Annotated in this window: 18 protein-coding genes; 6 read left to right on the top strand and 12 right to left on the bottom strand. The window is 70.6% G+C overall.

What is annotated here, in order from left to right:
• Position 1: 1 nt before the first annotated feature.
• From ACIBX3_RS12095 to ACIBX3_RS12085, 3 genes are read right to left on the bottom strand one after another with little or no spacing between them, the layout of a single operon-like run.
• Positions 2-1,231: an ABC transporter permease gene (locus ACIBX3_RS12095; RefSeq protein WP_397115929.1), complete on the bottom strand. Its 1,230-nt coding sequence runs from the start codon at positions 1,229-1,231 to the stop codon at positions 2-4.
• Positions 1,228-1,968 (bottom strand): ABC transporter ATP-binding protein, encoded by a 741-nt coding sequence (locus ACIBX3_RS12090; protein WP_397115927.1) that lies wholly within the window; start codon positions 1,966-1,968, stop codon positions 1,228-1,230. Before ACIBX3_RS12090 ends, ACIBX3_RS12095 begins: the two co-directional genes overlap by 4 nt.
• A complete protein-coding gene (locus ACIBX3_RS12085; protein WP_397115925.1) occupies positions 1,965-3,071 on the bottom strand; it encodes an efflux RND transporter periplasmic adaptor subunit in 1,107 nt (368 codons plus the stop codon). The genes ACIBX3_RS12090 and ACIBX3_RS12085 overlap by 4 nt, the downstream gene beginning before the upstream one ends.
• Positions 3,072-3,265: 194 nt before the next feature.
• Here ACIBX3_RS12085 and ACIBX3_RS12080 point away from each other — a divergent pair, with 194 nt between their 5' ends.
• Entirely contained in the window at positions 3,266-4,864 is a 1,599-nt protein-coding gene (locus tag ACIBX3_RS12080; RefSeq protein WP_397115923.1) for an efflux RND transporter periplasmic adaptor subunit, read from the top strand.
• A 59-nt stretch (positions 4,865-4,923) separates the two neighbouring features.
• On the opposite strand, the gene ACIBX3_RS12075 is transcribed toward ACIBX3_RS12080, so the two are convergent.
• Both ACIBX3_RS12075 and ACIBX3_RS12070 read right to left on the bottom strand, forming a co-directional pair.
• Entirely contained in the window at positions 4,924-6,474 is a 1,551-nt protein-coding gene (locus ACIBX3_RS12075; protein ID WP_397115921.1) for an alkaline phosphatase D family protein, read from the bottom strand.
• Between the two features lie 187 nt (positions 6,475-6,661).
• A complete protein-coding gene (locus ACIBX3_RS12070; RefSeq protein ID WP_397115919.1) occupies positions 6,662-7,474 on the bottom strand; it encodes a hypothetical protein in 813 nt (270 codons plus the stop codon).
• 128 nt (positions 7,475-7,602) lie between these two features.
• Here ACIBX3_RS12070 and ACIBX3_RS12065 point away from each other — a divergent pair, with 128 nt between their 5' ends.
• Complete coding sequence (locus ACIBX3_RS12065) at positions 7,603-7,899, top strand: helix-turn-helix domain-containing protein (RefSeq protein WP_397115917.1); 297 nt, start codon at positions 7,603-7,605, stop codon at positions 7,897-7,899.
• 13 nt (positions 7,900-7,912) lie between these two features.
• Here ACIBX3_RS12065 and ACIBX3_RS12060 read toward each other — a convergent pair whose 3' ends face one another.
• Positions 7,913-8,713 (bottom strand): hypothetical protein, encoded by an 801-nt coding sequence (locus ACIBX3_RS12060; RefSeq protein WP_397115915.1) that lies wholly within the window; start codon positions 8,711-8,713, stop codon positions 7,913-7,915.
• Positions 8,714-8,856: 143 nt separating this feature from the next.
• On the opposite strand from ACIBX3_RS12060, the gene arfB reads away from it, so the two are divergent.
• Complete coding sequence (gene arfB / locus ACIBX3_RS12055) at positions 8,857-9,264, top strand: alternative ribosome rescue aminoacyl-tRNA hydrolase ArfB (protein WP_397115913.1); 408 nt, start codon at positions 8,857-8,859, stop codon at positions 9,262-9,264.
• 36 nt (positions 9,265-9,300) lie between these two features.
• Here arfB and ACIBX3_RS12050 read toward each other — a convergent pair whose 3' ends face one another.
• From ACIBX3_RS12050 to ACIBX3_RS12025, 6 genes are all read right to left on the bottom strand, one after another.
• A complete protein-coding gene (locus ACIBX3_RS12050) occupies positions 9,301-9,834 on the bottom strand; it encodes an NADPH-dependent FMN reductase (RefSeq protein ID WP_397115911.1) in 534 nt (177 codons plus the stop codon).
• A gap of 251 nt (positions 9,835-10,085) precedes the next feature.
• Positions 10,086-11,015, bottom strand: a complete 930-nt coding sequence (locus ACIBX3_RS12045; protein WP_397115909.1) for an acyl-ACP desaturase — start codon at positions 11,013-11,015, stop codon at positions 10,086-10,088.
• A gap of 64 nt (positions 11,016-11,079) precedes the next feature.
• Positions 11,080-11,472 (bottom strand): hypothetical protein, encoded by a 393-nt coding sequence (locus tag ACIBX3_RS12040; protein ID WP_397115907.1) that lies wholly within the window; start codon positions 11,470-11,472, stop codon positions 11,080-11,082.
• Positions 11,473-11,612: 140 nt separating this feature from the next.
• Complete coding sequence (locus ACIBX3_RS12035) at positions 11,613-12,005, bottom strand: hypothetical protein (protein ID WP_397115905.1); 393 nt, start codon at positions 12,003-12,005, stop codon at positions 11,613-11,615.
• A gap of 129 nt (positions 12,006-12,134) precedes the next feature.
• Entirely contained in the window at positions 12,135-12,761 is a 627-nt protein-coding gene (locus ACIBX3_RS12030; RefSeq protein WP_397115903.1) for a hypothetical protein, read from the bottom strand.
• 283 nt (positions 12,762-13,044) lie between these two features.
• Positions 13,045-13,824, bottom strand: coding sequence for an HAD-IIA family hydrolase (locus ACIBX3_RS12025; protein WP_397115901.1), 780 nt, complete (start codon positions 13,822-13,824; stop codon positions 13,045-13,047).
• Positions 13,825-13,885: 61 nt separating this feature from the next.
• Here ACIBX3_RS12025 and ACIBX3_RS12020 point away from each other — a divergent pair, with 61 nt between their 5' ends.
• The 3 genes from ACIBX3_RS12020 (at position 13,886) to ACIBX3_RS12010 (ending at position 18,005) form a co-directional block, all read left to right on the top strand.
• On the top strand, positions 13,886-15,076 hold the full coding sequence (locus tag ACIBX3_RS12020) for a M20 family metallopeptidase (protein ID WP_397115899.1): 1,191 nt from the start codon (positions 13,886-13,888) through the stop codon (positions 15,074-15,076).
• Positions 15,073-16,038, top strand: coding sequence for a zinc-dependent alcohol dehydrogenase family protein (locus tag ACIBX3_RS12015; RefSeq protein ID WP_397115897.1), 966 nt, complete (start codon positions 15,073-15,075; stop codon positions 16,036-16,038). Before ACIBX3_RS12020 ends, ACIBX3_RS12015 begins: the two co-directional genes overlap by 4 nt.
• 146 nt (positions 16,039-16,184) lie before the next feature.
• Positions 16,185-18,005 carry an ABC transporter substrate-binding protein gene (locus tag ACIBX3_RS12010; RefSeq protein WP_397115895.1) on the top strand — a complete coding sequence of 607 codons (1,821 nt, stop codon included), beginning with the start codon at positions 16,185-16,187 and terminating at the stop codon, positions 18,003-18,005.
• The last annotated feature ends 3 nt before the right edge of the window (positions 18,006-18,008 follow it).

The following is an 18,008-nucleotide window of genomic DNA, read 5'->3' as shown; positions in this document are numbered from 1 at the left end:
CCTACTCGTGGCGCAGGGCCTGGATCGGCCTGAGCTTGGCCGCCCGGTTGGCGGGGTAACTGCCGAAGAACAGCCCGATCCCCACCGACACGCCCAGCGCCAGCGCGACCGACGAGGGCACAAGGACCGGCTCGATGCCGGCGATGGTGACGCGGGTCCCCGCGAACGCCACCAAGACCCCCGACAGCCCTCCGACCAGGCTCAGCAGCGTCGCCTCCAGCAGGAACTGGCCCAGGATGGCGCTCCTGGGGGCGCCGATCGCCTTGCGGATGCCGATCTCCCGGGTGCGCTCCGTGACGGTCACCAGCATGATGTTGGTGATGCCGATGCCGCCCACCAGCAGCGAGATCGCGGCGACGGCGCCGAGCAGCACGGTGAACGTGCCGGTCGCCGCGCTGACGGTCTCCTGCAGCGTGGCCTGGTTGAGTATGCGGTAGTCAGGGGTGTTGCCGGTGATGCCATGTCGCTGGTTGAGGATAGCGGTGATCTCCGACTGCGCCGTCGTGGTGGTCTCCGCGCCGGTGGCCTGGACGACGATCGAGCTGAGCGAGCCGAACCCGCTCAGGCTCTGCTGCACGGCCGGCAGCGGCGCGATGGCCACGTCGTCGGCGTCCTGCATGCCGGTGGACCCGGCCTCCTTCAGCACGCCGACCACCGTGAACGGCACGCCGGACACGCTGACCTGCTTGCCGATCGGGTCCACGGTCCCGAACAGCTCCTCCACGACCGTCTGGCCGAGCACCACGACCTTCCTGGCGGCCAGCACGTCGTCGTTGAAGAAGTACGTGCCCTTCGTCACGGGCTTGTTGACGGCCTCGAAGTAGCTGGGGTACGTGCCGACGAACTGGGCGATCGCGTGGCTCGCGGCCCCGTACGCGGCCGTGGCGGAGGTGGCGTTCATCACCGGCGAGACGGTCTTGACCGAGGGGGCGAGGGTCCTGTCGGTCAGCGCCTTGGCGTCGGCCAGGCTGAGCTGCCTGGCCTGCGTGCGCGGCCCGCTCGCGGGCGCGTCCCGCGTTCCCGCGCCGGAGAACGACGGGGAGATCGTCAGCGTGTTCGCGCCGAGGCGCTGGATGTTCTGCTGGATGCTGCGCGAGGAGCCCTCGCCGACCGCCACCAGCATGATCACCGCGGCCACGCCGATGAGGATGCCGAGGGTGGTCAGCGAGCTGCGCATCTTGTTGGCCAGCAGGCCGCGCAGTGCGAAGCGGAGGATCTCGAGCTGGTTCACAGGGCCGCCATCCTCGGGGGAACGCCTTCGACGGGGGCCTGCCGGCGGTCCTCCACGACCTCGCCGTCCACCAGCCTGATCACCCGTTTGGCATGCGCCGCCACGTCGTCCTCGTGCGTGATGACCACGATCGTGCGGCCGGACTCGCTGAGCCGGTCGAGGATCTGCAGCACGTCCCTGGTGGAGGCGGTGTCGAGGTTGCCGGTCGGCTCGTCGGCCAGCAGCAGCGCGGGCGCGGTGACCAGCGCCCTGGCGACGGCGACGCGCTGCTGCTGGCCTCCGGAGAGCTGGTTCGGCTCGTGGCGCACGCGGTCGCTCAGCCCGACCTGCTCCAGCGCGGCCAGCGCCCGCGCGCGCCGCTCGGCCTGGCCGATGCCGCCGTACACGAGGGGCAGCTCGACGTTGGCCAGCGCGCTCATGCGCGGGATCAGGTTGAACGACTGGAAGACGAATCCCACCCGGCGGTTGCGCAGGACGGCGAGCTGGTGCTCGTCCAGGCGGCCCACGTCGGCGCCGTCGATCAGGTACGAGCCGCTCGTCGGCACGTCCAGGCAGCCGAGGATGTTCATGAGCGTGGACTTGCCGGAGCCGGAGGCGCCCATGATGGCGACGTAGTCGCCGCGCTCGACGTCCAGGGTGATGCCGCGCAGGGCGCGGACCTTGGCGTCGCCCTCGCCGTACTCCTTGACGAGGTCCTTGACCCGCAGGACGGGCACGCGCGGGCCGGGGGCCGTCATCGCCCGCCTCCCGGCATGCCGCCCCCGCCGGGCACCCCGCCGCCGCCGGGGAAGCCTCCGCCGCCGAACTGCCGCTGGTTGCCGCCGGTCGTGGTGGTCGTGGTCGCCGGCGGCACGATCTGGTCGCCCTCGGACACGCCCGACGTGATCTCGGTCAGCGTCGTGCCCCGCACGCCGACCTCAACCGGGGTCCTGGTCTGCGTGCCGTTCCGGAGCAGGGTGACCGTGGTCTGGCCGCCGCTGGTGGACACCGCGGTGGACGGGACGGTGATCACGTTGTCCGCGCGGCCGACCACGACCTCGACGGTGGCGGTCTGGCCCAGCCGCACCTGGCCCGGCACCTCGGTGAAGGTGATCGTGACCGGGTACTGCACGACGTTGTCGCTGGTGGAGGCGACCGGCTGGATCTGGGTGACCTTGCCGGTGGCGCTCACGCCCGGCAGCGCGTCGAACGTGACCGTGGCGGTCTGGCCCTGCTTGAGCTTGCCGGCGTCGGACTCGGTGAAGGCGCCGACGAGCTGCAGCCTGCCGGTGTCGGCGATCTCTGCGAACCCGCTGCCGCTCTGGGCCTGGGTCTGCCCGCTGCTCTGGCCCGAGCTCTGCCTGGGCTCTTGTCCTGAGCCGCTGCCGCTGCCTCCGACCGAGCCGTTCACCGCCGTGACGGTGCCGGCGAACGGGGCCTTCAGCACGGTGGCCGCGACCGTCCGCTGTGCCTGCCGGTAGGCGTTGCGGGCCTTGACGTAGGCGGCGTAGAGCTGGGCGGTGCCCGTCCCGTCGTCCAGGGCGCTGTCGTAGGTGGCCTTGGCCGCCGACAGGCTCTCCTGCGCGGCGTCGTCGTCCAGCCTGGCCAGGATGTCGCCCTTGCCGACCTTGTCGCCGGCCTTGACGTAGATCTTCTCGACCGTCCCGGACGTACCGAACGACAGCGCGCGGGACTTGGCGCTCTCGACCGCGCCCGAGGCGGACACGGCGGCCACCACGGAGCCGCGGCTCGCGGTCACCGTCCGCACGGCCGTCTCACCCGCGGCCTGTCCCGTGCCGAGCTGGGCATAGGCGAGCGCGGCACCGCCCAGCAGGAGCACCGTCAGGGCCCCGTTGGTCATCAGCGCTCTGCCGCTCACACGCGTTCCGCGCCTTTTCGACACCTTCACAGGCGGTGACCCTTGCACACCAGCCTGCGCCGCAGCCGCGAGCAAGCTGAACGTTCGCTGACAAGGCCCGCGCCCGCGCCGGCGCACAGGGAACTCTTAGGTTCCTCGCAGCGTGGCGCGAACCTGCTTCGCCAGGATGATCCGCCATGAGACGGACTATCGCGCTGGGCGGGCTCGCCCTGGTCGTGCTCGCCGCCGGGTCCGGCCTGGCGCTCGCGTTCCGCGACGACGCCGGGCGGGAGCCGGACGTCCAGGTACGGCTCGCCGCCGCCGAGCGCGGGCAGGTCACGGCCGTGGTGAGCGCCGCGGGCAGCACCGTGGACGGCTCCCGCCGCGACCTGGCCTTCGGGTCCCCGGGAACGCTGACCAAGGTGTACGTCAAGGCCGGGACCAAGGTCAGGAAAGGCCAGGTCCTGGCCAGGATCGATGGCCGTGCGGCGCGGGAGGCGTACGCGGCGGCCGAGGCCGACCTGGCGGCCGCCGAGGAGGCCCTGGAGTCGGCCCAGGAGCCGGTGCCGTCCTCGACAGGGACGGCACCGGCCGCCGGCACGCCGGGCGGTGCGGGCACGACCTGCGCCCCGGACGGCGGCACGGCGGGCGGCACGGCGGGCGGCACGGCGGGCGGCACGGCGGGCGGCACGGCGGGCGGGGGTGCCCTCGGGCCGTCGGGGTCTCCCTCCACGAGCACCGTCGTGAACCCGAGCCCGACGTCTCCCCCGGCCACCCCGCGCCCGACGATGACTCCGACCGCCGTCCCCACCGGCCCCGGACACGAGCCGCGGCCCACGGTGACGGTCACTGAGACGGCCACGGTGACGGCCACTGTGACGGCCACGGTGACCGCGACCGTCACCGCCAAGGGAGGCACCGCGGACGGCGGAACCGGAGACGGCGGGGACCGGCAGCCCGGAGGCGAACCGCCCGCGACCGGCGGCAGCCCGTCCCCCACGGCCTCCGCCACCGGCAAGCCGTCCACCAGCGGAAAGCCGACCGGCAAGCCTTCGGCGAGGCCGAGCACCGGCGCGACCGGCCGGGCACGCCCGAGCCAGGGCACGGGCTCCTGCGACCCGAGCCCGGCCGGGTCCAGGGGCGGGAGCGGCGAAGACCAGGCCGCCGCGAACGTGGACCGCGCCGAAGCCGCCCTGGAGCAGGCGGCCGACGCCGTACGGGCCACCCGCATCGTGGCCCCGGCGGCGGGAACGGTGTTGTCGGTGGCCGGCGGCGTCGGCGACACCGCGGGCACGAGCACCTTCGTCAGCCTCGGAGACCTGGACGAGCTGCAGGTCCAGGCGATGGTCACCGAATCCGATGTCAACCGGCTCAAGCTCGGTCAGAAGGCCCGGATCGCGCTTGCCGCCCGCACCGGCGAACCCTACGAGGGCGCGGTGACGGCCATCGCCCCGACCGCGACGGTCGACGGCCGGCTGGTCCGCTACTCGGTCACCCTCGCCTTCGACGAGCCTCCGGCCGGGCTCATGCTGGGCCAGACGGCCTCGGTGACGGTCACCACCGACGCGGCCGAGGACACGATCTACGTGCCCGCGGCGGCGGTACGCAGCAGGCCGGACGGGACCCAGGTCGTCACCGTGCGCTCGGGCGGCCGCGATCTGGCGAAGGTGGTGCGGACGGGGGTGCGCGGCGACCAGTACGTCGAGGTCACCTCGGGGCTGGGCGAGAACGACCAGGTGGTCATGTCCGGCGCCACGTCAGGCGAGTTCCCGGACGGCACCTGGCCGGGCGCATGACCCGCCCGATGCGCGGCCGGGCGGGTTGAGCGGATCTTCAGCGGGTTTCCAGCCAACGTTCAGCCAATCCGGGGAGCCCCCGCCTGGCCGGCCGCCGCGGCACCGGTGAGGGCCGGGATGGTGAGACGGTGGGCGGTCTTGGCCTTGGCGCCGCGCCGGGAGATGTAGTCCAGGGTCCGGAAGTCGACGGACAGGTCGTCGCGGGTGAGACGGGCCACCAGGTAGCCACGCCGCTGGTCGATGTAGGAGATGTGGGGGTTCTCCTGGAGGGCCTCCGCGATCCAGGTCCGGTCCCGGTACCCGTCGCCGTCGCTCGCGATCGACGAGGCCACCAGTTCCCTGGCCACCACCGGCGAGTCGGGGTCGTCGAAGTCGGTCTTGAGGTCGGCCAGGTGGTGCATGTGCGCGTCGCCGGTCAGGACGACGGGGTTGGACGTGCGGGCCAGCGACCCCAGCAGGCGGGTCCGCTCGGCCGCGTACCCGTCCCACGAGTCCAGGTTCACCTCGCGTCCGGGCCCGACCTTGTAGTCGCGGTGGGCCATCATGATCTGCTGCCCGAGCAGGTTCCAGCGGGTGGTGGAGCCGCGCAGTCCCTCCTCCAGCCAGCGCCACTGGCCGGCTCCGAGCAGCGTACGCTCGTCCGCGAGCCGGTCGTCGCACCCGGCCCGCACGCCGTCCAGGCACGCCTGGTCGTCGCGGAACTGCCGGGTGTCGAGCAGGTGGAAGCGGGCCAGCGTGCCCCAGGAGATGCGCCGGTTCACCTTGAGCACCGCCCCCTGGAGGCTGGCGCGGCGCAGCGGCATGTTCTCGTAGTAGGCGCGGAACGCCTCCGCCCGCCGCCTGGCGAATCCGGGCGCGCCCGTGCTGGAGACGGGACCGGCCCAGTTGTTCTCGATCTCATGGTCGTCGAACGCCACCAGCCACGGCGCCACCGCGTGCGCGGCCTGCAGGTCGCGGTCGCTCTTGTACTGGGCGTGCCGGAGCCGGTAGTCGGCGAGGGTCTGGCACTTGCCGGGCGTGTGGGTGCGTACGCGGCCGGCCAGTGCGGTGTAGCCGCTGGGGCCGTACTCGTACATGTAGTCGCCGAGGAACACCACCAGGTCGGGCTCCTGCTCGGCGAGGCGGCGGTAGGCGGTGTAGAAGCCGTGCTCGTAGTGCGCGCACGCGGCCACGGCGAACGTGAGCGGGGTCGTCTCGCCCGTGGGCGTCGTCCTCGTCCGGCCGGCGGGCGAGATCCTGCCCTCGCTCCTGAACCGGTAGAAGTAGTCGCGCCCCGGCTCCAGGCCCTTCAGCTCCACGTGAACGCTGTGGGCGTCGCGGGCCCGGGCGGTGGCCGTACCGGACTCGACGATCGTGGAGAAGCGCTCGTCGGCCGCGACCTGCCAGTCCACCTCCACGTCCCGGGCCGGCATGCCGCCCCGGCCGTCACCGCCCAGGGGGTCGACGGCCAGCCTCGTCCACAGGACGAAGCCGTCGGACGAGGGGTCGCCGGAGGCCACGCCGAGCGTGAACGGGTCCGATTTGAGGGTTCTGGCCGAGGCCGGGGAGATGAGGGTCTGGGAGGAGAGGAGGCCGGCTGTCGCCGCTGTCAGGAAGGCTCTGCGGTCCACGTTTACAGGTATCTCCGGCTGCGCTGACTGCCCCGTGACAGTGGAGTCAAGCGCGGATGAACAGCACCAGTCGTCCTCCTCGCGAAGATCCTCCAGAAGAGGACCGGCTCTTTCGGAACCGTCCTCGTCGTCCAGTTCGGAGTACGCGACCGGTTGCGCGGAAGACCCTCCCCCGTGGAGGGGGAAGTCAAGCCAGGAATGGTCGCAGATGCGGGTCCAGCACCGGGCAGCCCAGATATTTTTCCGCGGTGTGGAAGTCGATCCAGTCCAGGTTGACCAGCTCCTCGACGTCCACGCCCGCGAAGCAGCCGCCCAGGTCGGGCGGGATGGCGGCGATGTCGTCCTTGTCGGCGATGTTCACCCAGCGCCGGACACCGGGCGGGCGCCGGCCACGGCCGTTGACGGGGGCGGGCAGCAGGCGCTCGAAGACGACGTTGCGCATGCCGAGCGGGCTGCCGAGCGTGATCAGGAGGTCGATCGGCAGATCCGGGTTGGCCCACAGGGTCTCGTACGCGACGACGCTGCCGAGCGAATGGGCGATGACCACGTTCGCCCGGTTCCTCTGGATCGTCTCGGCCACGACCTGCCGGCACTTCTCCCGCTTGGCCTGGTCGGTGAGGTACGCCGCCACCTCCGGCGCGAACAGCTCGGCGAACGCCGCGGACTTGTCGTCGAGCCTGGTGAGCAGCCAGCCGGTGAACGACTTGAGCGCGCCCGTGAGATGCTCGCCCAGGCCCCGGTTCTTCGCCCACTCGACGAGGACCTTCTGGGCGGGCGGCTCCATCGCGGCGACCGAGCGCTTGGCGGCCTTGCCGTCGTGCAGGTGGTGGGAGAAGTACGCGATCTCACTGAAGTACGGCCTGGCCGCTCCCCCGAGCGCCAGGTGCAGGTAGCGGTCCCACTTGAGCCGCATGGCCTCCGCCGCCCCGGCCGCGGACCGGCCCGCCTCCAGGTAGTAGTTGTACTTGCCGATCCCGTGCACGCCGACGATGACGGTCACTTCGCCTCCTCACGCATGATCCTCTCGCGCGATGCTGGCATACGCCGCTTGCATCCGGCCGTCAAGAGGCCGCCCAACTTTAGGCTTGCCTAAAGGTTTAGGTAGAGCTAAAGTGGAGGCATCTGGAGTTGAGCGTCGAGAGCGAGACCGTGATGGCCCTACGCCATGGCAGCCGCGACGAGATGGGCGGTCTCGCCCAGGAAGCCGTCGACGAGATCACGTGGTACATGCGGGAGCACAAGATCTCCCGTGCCGACCTGGCCGCGGCGATGGGCGTGTCGGCCGGGAGGGTGAGCCAGATCCTGTCCGGCGACGAGAATCTCACGCTTCGCACGCTGGGAGCCGTCGTCGACGCGCTCGGCGCGCGCCTGGAGTTCACGCTCGGCGACGCCGAGGGCTCGCCGGCCGCGCTCACGGACTCATAGGGCGCCGAGTTCATCATGCGCGTCTGGCGGTCTCGGGGTCGCGGGCCCGCGACGGCGGCACGAACTCCGGCAGCGACCGGTAGCCCGCCCGGTAGGCCGAGGCCAGCAGCCGCAGCAGATCGCTCTCCGCGTCGTGCTTGAGCACGCCGTGCAGCCGCCTCAGGTCGTTGAGATAGCGCTCGTACCGCGCCAGCCGGGTGTGCCGCGACCCGTTGAGCGCCGTGACCACTTTCGACCGCGTCGCCCCGTCCTCGATCAGCGCCGCCACGTCCAGCCGCCGCTCGATGGCGTCGAGTCTGGCGTGGATGCGCTCCCGCCGGCGCTCCTCGGGCGCGAGCCGCTCGCCGATCCGCTCGTGGTAACGGTTGGCGGCCAGGCTGAGCTCATAAATGCTCCAGGAGTCGTCGACCCGCCGCTCGCACCAGAGCCGCTGGTCCTCCGCCATCGCCTGATCGAGCCTGGCCAGCAGCGACACCAGCCAGAACGTCGCCGCCTCCCGCCCCACCGACCGCCGCTCGTCCTCCTTGCCGCGCATCTGGCTCAGCCACAGCCCGCTGGGCGCCGCCGCGCCGAGCGCGGTGGCGAGAAGATCCTGCACGCCCAGGGCCTTGGCCAGCAGGTCGTCCAGCAGCCACCCGGTCAGCAGCGCGACCCCGGCGGAGACCAGCCCGGTCAGCATGGCGATGGCGATGGTCAGCCACCGCGCCGTGGGTCCGAACGGCCGCCCCTTGCCCTGGCACCGCAACAGCAGGAACGCGACGGCGGAGACGAGGGCCAGCACCACGGTGAGCGCCGCCTGCAGGACAGGCTCCACGGAATTTCGCCTCTCGTGCGGGATGTTCCCTTCATAGTCGCAGCGGCGGCGGTGATTGAAAATGCCGTTGCGTACGGCATATGACACCGAGATACGGTGACACTCACCTCCATAAGGCGCATTTCTGAACAGGAGCCCCACGCATGCCCGGCCCGCTGATCGTCAACGACTCGGTCGTCATCCCCGACGCCGAGCTCGTCTGGCGTTTCTCACGCTCGTCGGGCCCCGGCGGCCAGGGCGTCAACACCACCGACAGCCGCGTGGAGCTGACCTTCGACGTCGCCGCGAGCACGGCGCTGCCGCCCGCGCTGAAGGCCCGGGCGCTCGACCGGCTGGGCGCCGGCACGATCACGATCGCCGCCTCGGAGTACCGCTCCCAGCTCAGGAACCGCGAGGCCGCCACGCACCGCCTGGCGCAGCGGCTGCGCGAGGCCATCGCCCCGCCGCCGAAGCGCCGCCGCCCGACCAAGCCCAGCCGGGGCGCCGTCGAGCGCCGTATCTCCGCCAAGAAGCAGCGCTCCGACGTCAAGCGCCTCCGCCGCAACCCCTAGACCCGCCGGGCCGCGTCCTGGGCGGCGATCAGGCGATCAGAGGGACAGCGCGGGCTCCATCACCTCGGACGGGCACAGCTGGGCGATCACGGCGCGAACCTCGCCGCGCAGGACGGGATCCGTGAGATGACCGTCCTCGTCGAAGTGCGGGCAGGCGGGCGAGATCACCAGCTCGGCGCCCATCACGACGGCCCCGGCGCCCTGGAGCCGCTTGTACAGCTCCGCCTGGGCCCACATGGCGCCGCAGGCCCGCGCGCTCGCGCTCATCACCGCCACGTGCTTGCCGGCCAGCGCGCCGCGCGCCTCCATCCAGTCCAGGCTGTGGATCAGCTCGGCGGGCAGCAGGCTGTGCTCGGGGGCGGTGACGAGCACAGCATCGGCCGCCGCGACCACCCCGAGCAGGCCGCGTACGGATGCCGGGACCGGCCCGGCCTCGTACGGCGGCATCTCGCACAGTCCCGGCCACACCTCGAATCCGACACCCTCGGGCAGTTCGCCGCCCGCCGCTTCCAGCAACCTGTTGATGAAAGACCCCGCGTGGAGGCCGGCGGCGATCCCGATGATTTTCACCCTCTGCTCCCCAGGGGTTCCGGTGTTACCGGGAAACCTGCCCGATGCCGTGGATGTCCAAGACCATCTACGGGTCAAGAGTGGTTTGTGCGCATATGCGGCTACTGGGGATCGTCGGAGCCCTTGGGGCAGGCGTGACGGCGGGCGCGCCTGTGGCGCCGAGCGGGTCCTGCCGGGTTCATGAGCAGGAACCGCTCAGCGCACAGCGCACCGAGGCGTCAAGGCGGGATCATCGCACGCCGGTGTCCCGATCACTTCATCGCGGCGGCGCGGGCGCGGCGCTCCTCCCGGCGCTCGACGAACCTGGCGGCCGTCGCCTCGGTCCTGGCCAGGAACGCGGCCAGCTCATCGCGCGCCTTCTCGCCCTCGGGTCCCAGGTCGTTCTTGTCGAACACCGACCACTGCCGCAGCACCGGCATGAGCACGTCGTCGAGGTGGAGGCGCAGGTCGTAGATGCCCTCGTTGGCGATGATCAGGGCCTTGCGGGTGAAGCCCTCCATGCCCTGGCCGGGCATCTGGAAGGTGGTCACCACGTCGGTCACGGCGCGCATCGTCTGGCTCGGGTCGAGCTCGAAGGCCGCCTTGAGCAGGTTGCGGTAGAAGAGCATGTGAAGGTTCTCGTCGGCGGCGATCCTGGCGAGGAGCCGCTCGCAGCCCTCGTCGCCCGAGGCCCTGCCGGTGTTGCGGTGCGCGATGCGGGTGGCCAGCTCCTGGAAGGAGACGTACGCGAGCTGCTGGAGCATGGTGCCGTACTCGGTGATGAAACCGCTCTCCATATGGTGCATGCGGGCCCGCTCCAGCGCGACGGGGTCCACGGCGCGGGTCACGGTCAGGTAGTCGCGGATGGCCGTGCCGTGCCGTCCCTCCTCGGCCGTCCACCGGTGCACCCACGTGCCCCACGCGCCGTCACGGCCGAACGTGGTGGCGATCTCGTGGTGGTAGCTGGGGAGGTTGTCCTCCGTCAGGAGGTTCACGATGAGCGAGACGCGGGCGGCCTCGGGGATCTTGGAGTCGCTCTCCTGCCACGCCTCGCCCCCGTAGATGCCGTCGAAGTCGCGGCCCTCGCTCCACGGGATGTACTCGTGCGGGAACCACTCCTTGGCCACCTTCTCGTGGCGGTCCAGCTCTCCGGCGACCACGGGCTCGAGCTCGTGCAGCAGCTCCGTCTGAGTCATCGCCATAAATGATCTTCTCCTTCAGGTTACGGTACCGTAGGTTAGGCTACCCGAAGGACATACGGGGCGATTAGCGACATCCATCACGTTTCAGGAGCCGATCCAGCTTGATGCCCAGGTCGAGCATCTCAGAGCGGACGGAGCCGAACTCGCGGGCGACCTCGGCCCGCACGGCCGCGAACCCCTCCACCATGTCGAGCCGGAGGTCCGCGTCGTCGGCACCGCCCGGCCGCGCGCTCACCTCCCGCCGCACACCGCCGACCTCGGTCTGCACGGCGGCGACGTCCTCGCCCAGCTCGATCCGGGCGGCGGCGAGCTCACGCCGGAGGGCGGCGACGTCGGACCGGAGGCGCCTGGTCCGCTCGTCGATCTCCCGCAGCAGATCCATCTGCCAGGCCGGCATGCCCGCCTCAGGGTCCCCGCCACGGAGCTTCACGTCGCGAATCTCCGCCTGCACGTCCACACTGGCTCACTTTCTTCCCGCATCCGTCACCAAGCGGTAGCACTCAGTAGCGATGGTAACCACTGTCCGGCGCGGTCGGGGTGCGGTTCGCCACACGACACGACGGAGCCCCCGGCACGCGGCCGGGGGCTCCGTGAGGTCTACGCCCCGATCTTCTCCAGGACGCGGTCCAGCTTGGCGTCGAGGGTCTCGACCTTGACGTCGAGGGTCTCGACCTTGACCTCAATGCTGGTGACCTTGACCTCAAGGCTGGTGACCTTGACCTCAAGGCTGGTGACCTTGGCATCGAGGCTCGCGACGTCGCCCTTTACCGCCTTGACCTCGTGCTTGATCTGGGCGAGGTCCAGCTCCATGCGCGTCGTCCGGTCGTCGATGATCTTCGTGCGCTCGGCGATCTCGTGGATCCGGTCCGAGTGCCAATCCAGCATTTCCGAATGATCCGACAACACACCCCTCCGGCGCTTCGCGCCCGCCATACCTTCCAAGAAACCTACTCGCTCCTTCAAGTCTTCGATCTCGGCCTGTACGTTCACGCGTCCCTCCCCTAGGGTCGTCGGGAGGGACCTGGCTACCAACTCTAGCCGGGTCCCACTTTCTGTCAGCAGATGATCGCAGACAGTGCGCGGGTGCGTCGGCCGCGGGACAAAGGGCCGGGATGGGTTTTATCCCACCCGGTCTTCGATCTCCCACACATGGTCGATGACGTGCCAGGCGATGCGCCTCAGGGCGTACCGGGGAGGCCACTTGGTGGTCGCGGGCGGCGCCCAGGGGCGGGAGAGAACCTCGGCGAGTTCGGCTCGCATGGCGTCGCGGCCGGCCTGCGACGTGAAGGGCTTGTGGCGGACGTCGAGCATTCTGGCGTAGCCGCGCTCGGCCTCCACCACGTGGGCCACGATCTTGTCACGGTCCCGCCCGCCCCCGCGCGGCCCCTTGCGCAGTTCCTCCGGGGAGGCCGCGGCGACCTCGTCGAACAGGTCCCAGGCGGCCCGCAGCAGGGCGACCCCGCGTTCGGCCTCCTCCGCGGGCAGCGGCTCCAGGTCCAGGTCCGGCACGGCATAGGGAACTCCGAAGTCGGTGGTCGAGCTGCCCGGCACGCGGGTCACCACCACGGGCTCCCCGGGCGCGAACTCCAGCCCCGCCCGCTCGGCGATGATCCGGTAGCGGGGCACGTATTCCACGAGGCGGTCGATGGCCGCCTCCTCGCCCTTGGCGATCCGGCACCAGCCGGGCCAGTCGAGCGAGCAGGCGAACACCTTCTTGGGACCGGTCTCCAGGTACAGGCGGGTCATGCCAACACAGCCTCGCACGTATACCTGTCAACGGCCGTCAGGTACCGCACCGCACGCCGACCGAGGCTGGGCGGCGATTGGAGAGCCACCGCCCCCGCCGGACGCCGCCCCATGGGCGTGACACCGATGGAGGCGGGACCGGGCGCCGGTCAGAGACCCGGCCACGGCAGAAAGCCGCCCTTCGATCACCGTTCGCCGCCACCCGGCGAGCGGGAGAGATCAGTCAGCGGTCCTGCTGGTCGTCACCGGCTCGCACAGCGAGTGCCGGCGACTGTTCATACCCTCAGATGAGGTCGATGAGGTCGGCGACCGAGTCGACGACGAGCGAGGGCCGGTAGGGGAAGCGGTCGACCTGGTCGCGCGTGGTGACGCCGGTGAGGACGAGGATCGTGTAGAGGCCGGCCTCCATGCCGGACACGATGTCGGTGTCCATGCGGTCGCCGATCATCGCGGTGGTCTCGCTGTGGGCCTCGATGTCGTTGAGCGCGCTGCGCATCATGCGGGGATTCGGCTTGCCGACGAAGTAGGGGGCGACGCCGGTGGCCTTGGTGATGAGCGCGGCCACGGCGCCGCAGGCCGGCAGGGAGCCCTCGGTGGAGGGGCCGATGGGGTCGGGGTTGGTGGCGATGAAGCGGGCGCCGCCCTCGATGAGGCGGATGGCGCGGGTGATCTGGGTGAAGCTGTAGGTGCGGGTCTCGCCGAGCACGACGTAGTCGGGGTCGAGATCGGTGAGGATGTAGCCGGCCTCGTGCAGGGCCGTGGTGAGCCCGGCCTCGCCGATGACGTACGCGGACCCGCCCGGCCGCTGGTCGTCGAGGAACTGCGCGGTGGCCAGGGCGGAGGTCCAGATGGACTCGGCGGGCACGTCGAGGCCCGCCCCGGCCAGGCGTACCGAAAGGTCGCGCTGCGTATAGATCGAGTTGTTCGTCAGGACCCTGAATTTCTTGCCGGATTCGCTGAGCCGTTTGATGAATTCGTCCGCACCGGGAATGGGCCGTCCCTCGTGGACGAGAACGCCGTCCATGTCGGACAACCAGGAGTCGATCCGCTTACGCTGAGTCACCCGCACATCGTACCGAGCGCGCCTTATCGACATCCGTGCAGCTACGTGAACAATGTTCTTCATGTCGTTCACTGAATCCGCCCAGGACATGCGGGACGAAATCGTTCAGCTCAGGCACTCGCTGCACACCACGCCCGAGCTCGGCCTCCACCTTCCCCGCACGCAGGAGAAGGTCCTCGCCGCGCTGGACGGGCTGCCGCTGGAGATCAGGACCGGCACGGCGCTGAGCTCGGTGACGGCCGTGCTGCGGGGCGGCAGGCCGGGACCGGCCGTGCTGCTGCGGGGCGACATGGACGCGCTGCCCGTGACGGAGAAGAACGACCTGCCGTACGTCTCCCAGCTGCCCGGGCAGATGCACGCGTGCGGGCACGACCTGCACACCGCGATGCTGGCGGGGGCCGCGCACCTGCTGAGCGCGCGGCGCGAGGAGCTGGCGGGCGACGTCGTCTTCATGTTCCAGCCGGGCGAGGAGGGGCACGAGGGCGCCAAGCACATGATCGGCGAGGGGGTGCTGGAGGCCGCGGGCGCCCGGCCGGTGGCGTCGTACGGCATGCACGTGGTGTCGTCGATGCTGCCGAACGGCCTGTTCGCGTCCCGGCCCGGGCCGATCATGGCGGCGGCGGACACGTTCTGCGTGACGGTGAAGGGGCGCGGTGGGCACGGGTCGAGCCCGCACCGGGCGCTGGACCCGATCCAGGCCGGATGCGAGATGGTGGCGGCGCTGCAGACGATGGTGACCAGGACGTTCGACGTGTTCGACCCCGTGGTGGTGACGGTGGGCAGCTTCCACGGCGGGTCGGCGGACAACGTGATCCCGGACGAGGCCAGGTTCGAGGCCACGGTGCGCACCTTCAGCAAGGAGAACCGGACGCTGGTCAAGCGCAGGCTGGTGGAGGTGGTGCAGGGGATCGCGGCGGCGCACGGGCTGGAGGCGGAGGCGTCGTTCGGGATGGGGTACCCCGTGACGGTGAACGACCAGAGCGAGACGGACTTCGTGGGCAGGACGGCCGACGAGTTGTTCGGGCCGGGCCGCTATTTCGTGGCGCCGCAGCCGGTCATGGGGTCGGAGGACTTCTCGTACGTGCTGGAGGAGGTCCCGGGGGCGTTCGTCTTCCTGGGGGCGTGCCCGCCGGACCGGGACCCGGCCACCGCGCCCTACAACCACTCCCCCGAGGCCGTGTTCGACGACGCGGTCCTGCCTGACGGCGCCGCACTCTACGCCTCACTGGCTCATTCGCGCCTGGGTTCATGAAGACGTGGGTGGTGACGGATCCCGGGCCGATGGCGTCCGGGCCGCTGGCGCTGGTCGAGCGCGAGGTCCCCGAGCCCGGCCCGGGCGAGGTGCTCGTGCGGGTGGAGGCGTGTGGCGTGTGCCGTACCGACCTGCATCTGGCGGAGGGCGACCTGCCTCCGCGGCGGCCGCTCACCGCTCCGGGGCACCAGGCGGTGGGCCGGGTGGAGGGCACCGGGCAGCGCGTGGGCGTGGCCTGGCTCCGCTCCACCTGCGGGAGGTGCCGCTACTGCCAGAGGGGCATGGAGAACCTCTGCCCGTCCTCCGCCTACACGGGATGGGACGCCGACGGAGGGTTCGCCGAATACCTCGTGGCGCCCGCCGGCTACATCTATGCCCTCCCGGATGACGTGCCGGCCGAGCGGCTGGCGCCGTTGTTGTGCGCGGGGATCATCGGCTACCGGGCGCTGGCCCGCTGCGACCTGCCGCCGGGCGGCAGGCTGGGGATCTACGGTTTCGGGGCCTCGGCGCATCTGACCGCGCAGGCGGCCATCGCGCAGGGCGCCACCGTGCACGCGGTGACCAGATCGGCGGCGTCGCGGCGGCTGGCGCTGGAGCTGGGCGCCGCCTCGGCCGGCGACCGGCCGCCGGAGCCGCTGGACGCGGCCATCCTGTTCGCGCCGGTGGGCGACCTGGTGCCGCCGGCGCTGGAGGCGCTCGACCGCGGCGGCACGCTCGCCATCGCCGGGATCCACCTCACCGACGTGCCGGTCCTCAACTACGACCGGCACCTGTTCCAGGAGCGGACGCTGCGCAGCGTGACCGCCAACACCCGAGCTGACGGGCGCGCCTATTTGGAGCTGGCGCTCGCGCATCCGCCCCACGTGACGATCGCCCCGTATCCCTTTGCGGAAGGCGGTCGTGCGCTTGTTGATCTGGCGAATGACCAGGTCAACGGGGCCGCTGTATTGATCATGAGCTGAAGTTTTACTTGACGGCGCTCGGTTTCACTCCGCACACTCATGAAGGAAAGTTACATTAGCTTCACAACCTGTGGAGATTATTGACGCTGATGTGGCGCGATCGTAGTGTCCCGGTCAATCCCTCGAGACATCCCCCGGAGCGGCAGATGAAGCGACTTGCAGCGGTAGTGGCGGTGCTGGGCCTTGCCACCGCGACAGCGGCGTGCAGCGGCGGCACCACCAACAGGTCCGGCGGCGGCAGCGGCGGCGGTGGCCTCTTTACTACGGTCGACGTCCTCAAGCCGGGCCTCGACGCGAGCGGCCCCGCCAACCCGTGGGCCCCCAAAGGCAACTCTTTCCTGGGCTACAACGCGATGAAGCTCGGCTGGGTCAAGAACCACCTGACCGACCCCAACCAGTTCTATCCGGGCATCGCGGCCAGCTGGGAGATCGCGCCCGACAACTCCTCGATCACCCTGAAGCTCCAGCCGAACGGCAAATGGTCCGACGGCAAGCCGGTGACGGCCGAGGACGTGAAGTTGTCCCTCGGGCTGGCCTACACCACCGGCAGCACCGCCTTCGCGGTCACGCCGGGCGCCGCGGGCGCCGCGGCCGACATCCAGGTCGTGGACGACAAGACGGTCAAGATCACCCAGGACATGTCGAACCCCAGCGCCAAGTTCGCGCGGGGCGTCATGGACAGCTGGGTCGTACCGGCCCACGTGTGGGGCAGCCTGATGCCCGCCGACTTCTGGGACAAGCTGAAGACCTCGCGCGGCACCGGCGCCGCGGCCGACAAGGCCCGCGAGGAGATCCTCGCGATGGGCCAGAAGGTGCTGGCCTTCGCCCCCCAGAAGGACGTCTCGGCCGGCCCGTTCGTGCTGGAGCGGGTCAACCCGGGCGAGGCGCTGCTGCTGAAGAACAAGAACTTCTACAACGCCGCGAACGTCGCCCCGGACCAGGTGAAGCTCCTCAACTACAGCGGCAACGAGCAGATCTGGAACTACCTGAGCGCCGGCAAGCTCGACCACGCGGGCTTCACGGCCATGCCCACCGACGTGATGAACCGGATCAAGCAGGCGCCCGGCTCCAACGTCGTCAAGGGCTTCTCGCCGGTGGCCGTCGGCATGGCGTTCAACCAGTCGAAGAAGCCGTACGACAACGTGCACGTGCGCCGCGGCCTGGCGTATCTGATCGATCGCGACGAGGTGACCAAGGTGGCCTCGCCCGAGGGCGGCACCCCTGCGGTGACGACGTCCGGCATCCATCAGAAGCCCGCGCAGGAGTGGATCGGCCCCGAGCTGGCCGCCCTTGAGCCGTACAAGCACGACGTGGCCAAGGCGGAGGCCGAGTTCAAGGAGGCCGGCCTGCAGAAGAAGGACGGCAAGTGGACGCTGGCCGACGGCAAGCCGTGGAAGGTCACCATGCACGCGCCCGCGCCGTTCTCCGACTGGATCTCCGCGCAGGAGAACATCAAGAGCCAGCTCGTCGAGAACGGGGTGGACGCCGAGGTCGTGACCGTCGCGGACTACCCCGTCTACCTGGAGGAGATCGCGGCAGGCAAGTACGACGCCGGCTTCTGGCTGATGGCGCTCGGCCCCGCGCCGTACGACATCTTCCAGCGCCTCTACGGCGTCTCCAACGGCTGGACCAACGTGGCCGGCAAGGTCACGCACAGTGCCGCCGGCAAGGGCGGCAACTGGATGGGCAGCGCCGAGGAGATCGACGTGCAGGGCGTCGGCAAGGTCAACCCCGGTGAGCTGACCGCCAAGCTGAACGCGGTGACGGCCGAGGAGGCCAAGCCGATCATGGCGCAGCTCGCCAAGACGGCCAACCAGGACCTGCCCGCGATCCAGCTCTGGGACTACGTCAACGCCCAGTTCACCAACACGACCCGCTTCACCGGCTGGCCGGAGCAGGACAGCGACGTGCTGCGCCTGAACGCGGGAGTGTGGATGCAACTCGGCCTGGTCAAGAAGAAGCAGTAATAC

It is taken from the genome of Nonomuraea sp. NPDC049480, from assembly GCF_044465905.1.
GTDB lineage: Bacteria > Actinomycetota > Actinomycetes > Streptosporangiales > Streptosporangiaceae > Nonomuraea.
This window is presented reverse-complemented; position numbering and strand designations above follow the sequence as displayed.

Coding starts and splice junctions, on each gene's coding strand:
- ACIBX3_RS12015 (WP_397115897.1), top strand. CDS start 15,073: ATGAAGACGTGGGTGGTGACGGATCCCGGGCCGATGGCGTCCGGGCCG.
- ACIBX3_RS12045 (WP_397115909.1), bottom strand. CDS start 11,015: ATGGCGATGACTCAGACGGAGCTGCTGCACGAGCTCGAGCCCGTGGTC.
- arfB (WP_397115913.1), top strand. CDS start 8,857: ATGCCCGGCCCGCTGATCGTCAACGACTCGGTCGTCATCCCCGACGCC.
- ACIBX3_RS12090 (WP_397115927.1), bottom strand. CDS start 1,968: ATGACGGCCCCCGGCCCGCGCGTGCCCGTCCTGCGGGTCAAGGACCTC.
- ACIBX3_RS12030 (WP_397115903.1), bottom strand. CDS start 12,761: ATGACCCGCCTGTACCTGGAGACCGGTCCCAAGAAGGTGTTCGCCTGC.
- ACIBX3_RS12010 (WP_397115895.1), top strand. CDS start 16,185: ATGAAGCGACTTGCAGCGGTAGTGGCGGTGCTGGGCCTTGCCACCGCG.
- ACIBX3_RS12080 (WP_397115923.1), top strand. CDS start 3,266: ATGAGACGGACTATCGCGCTGGGCGGGCTCGCCCTGGTCGTGCTCGCC.
- ACIBX3_RS12085 (WP_397115925.1), bottom strand. CDS start 3,071: ATGACCAACGGGGCCCTGACGGTGCTCCTGCTGGGCGGTGCCGCGCTC.
- ACIBX3_RS12020 (WP_397115899.1), top strand. CDS start 13,886: ATGTCGTTCACTGAATCCGCCCAGGACATGCGGGACGAAATCGTTCAG.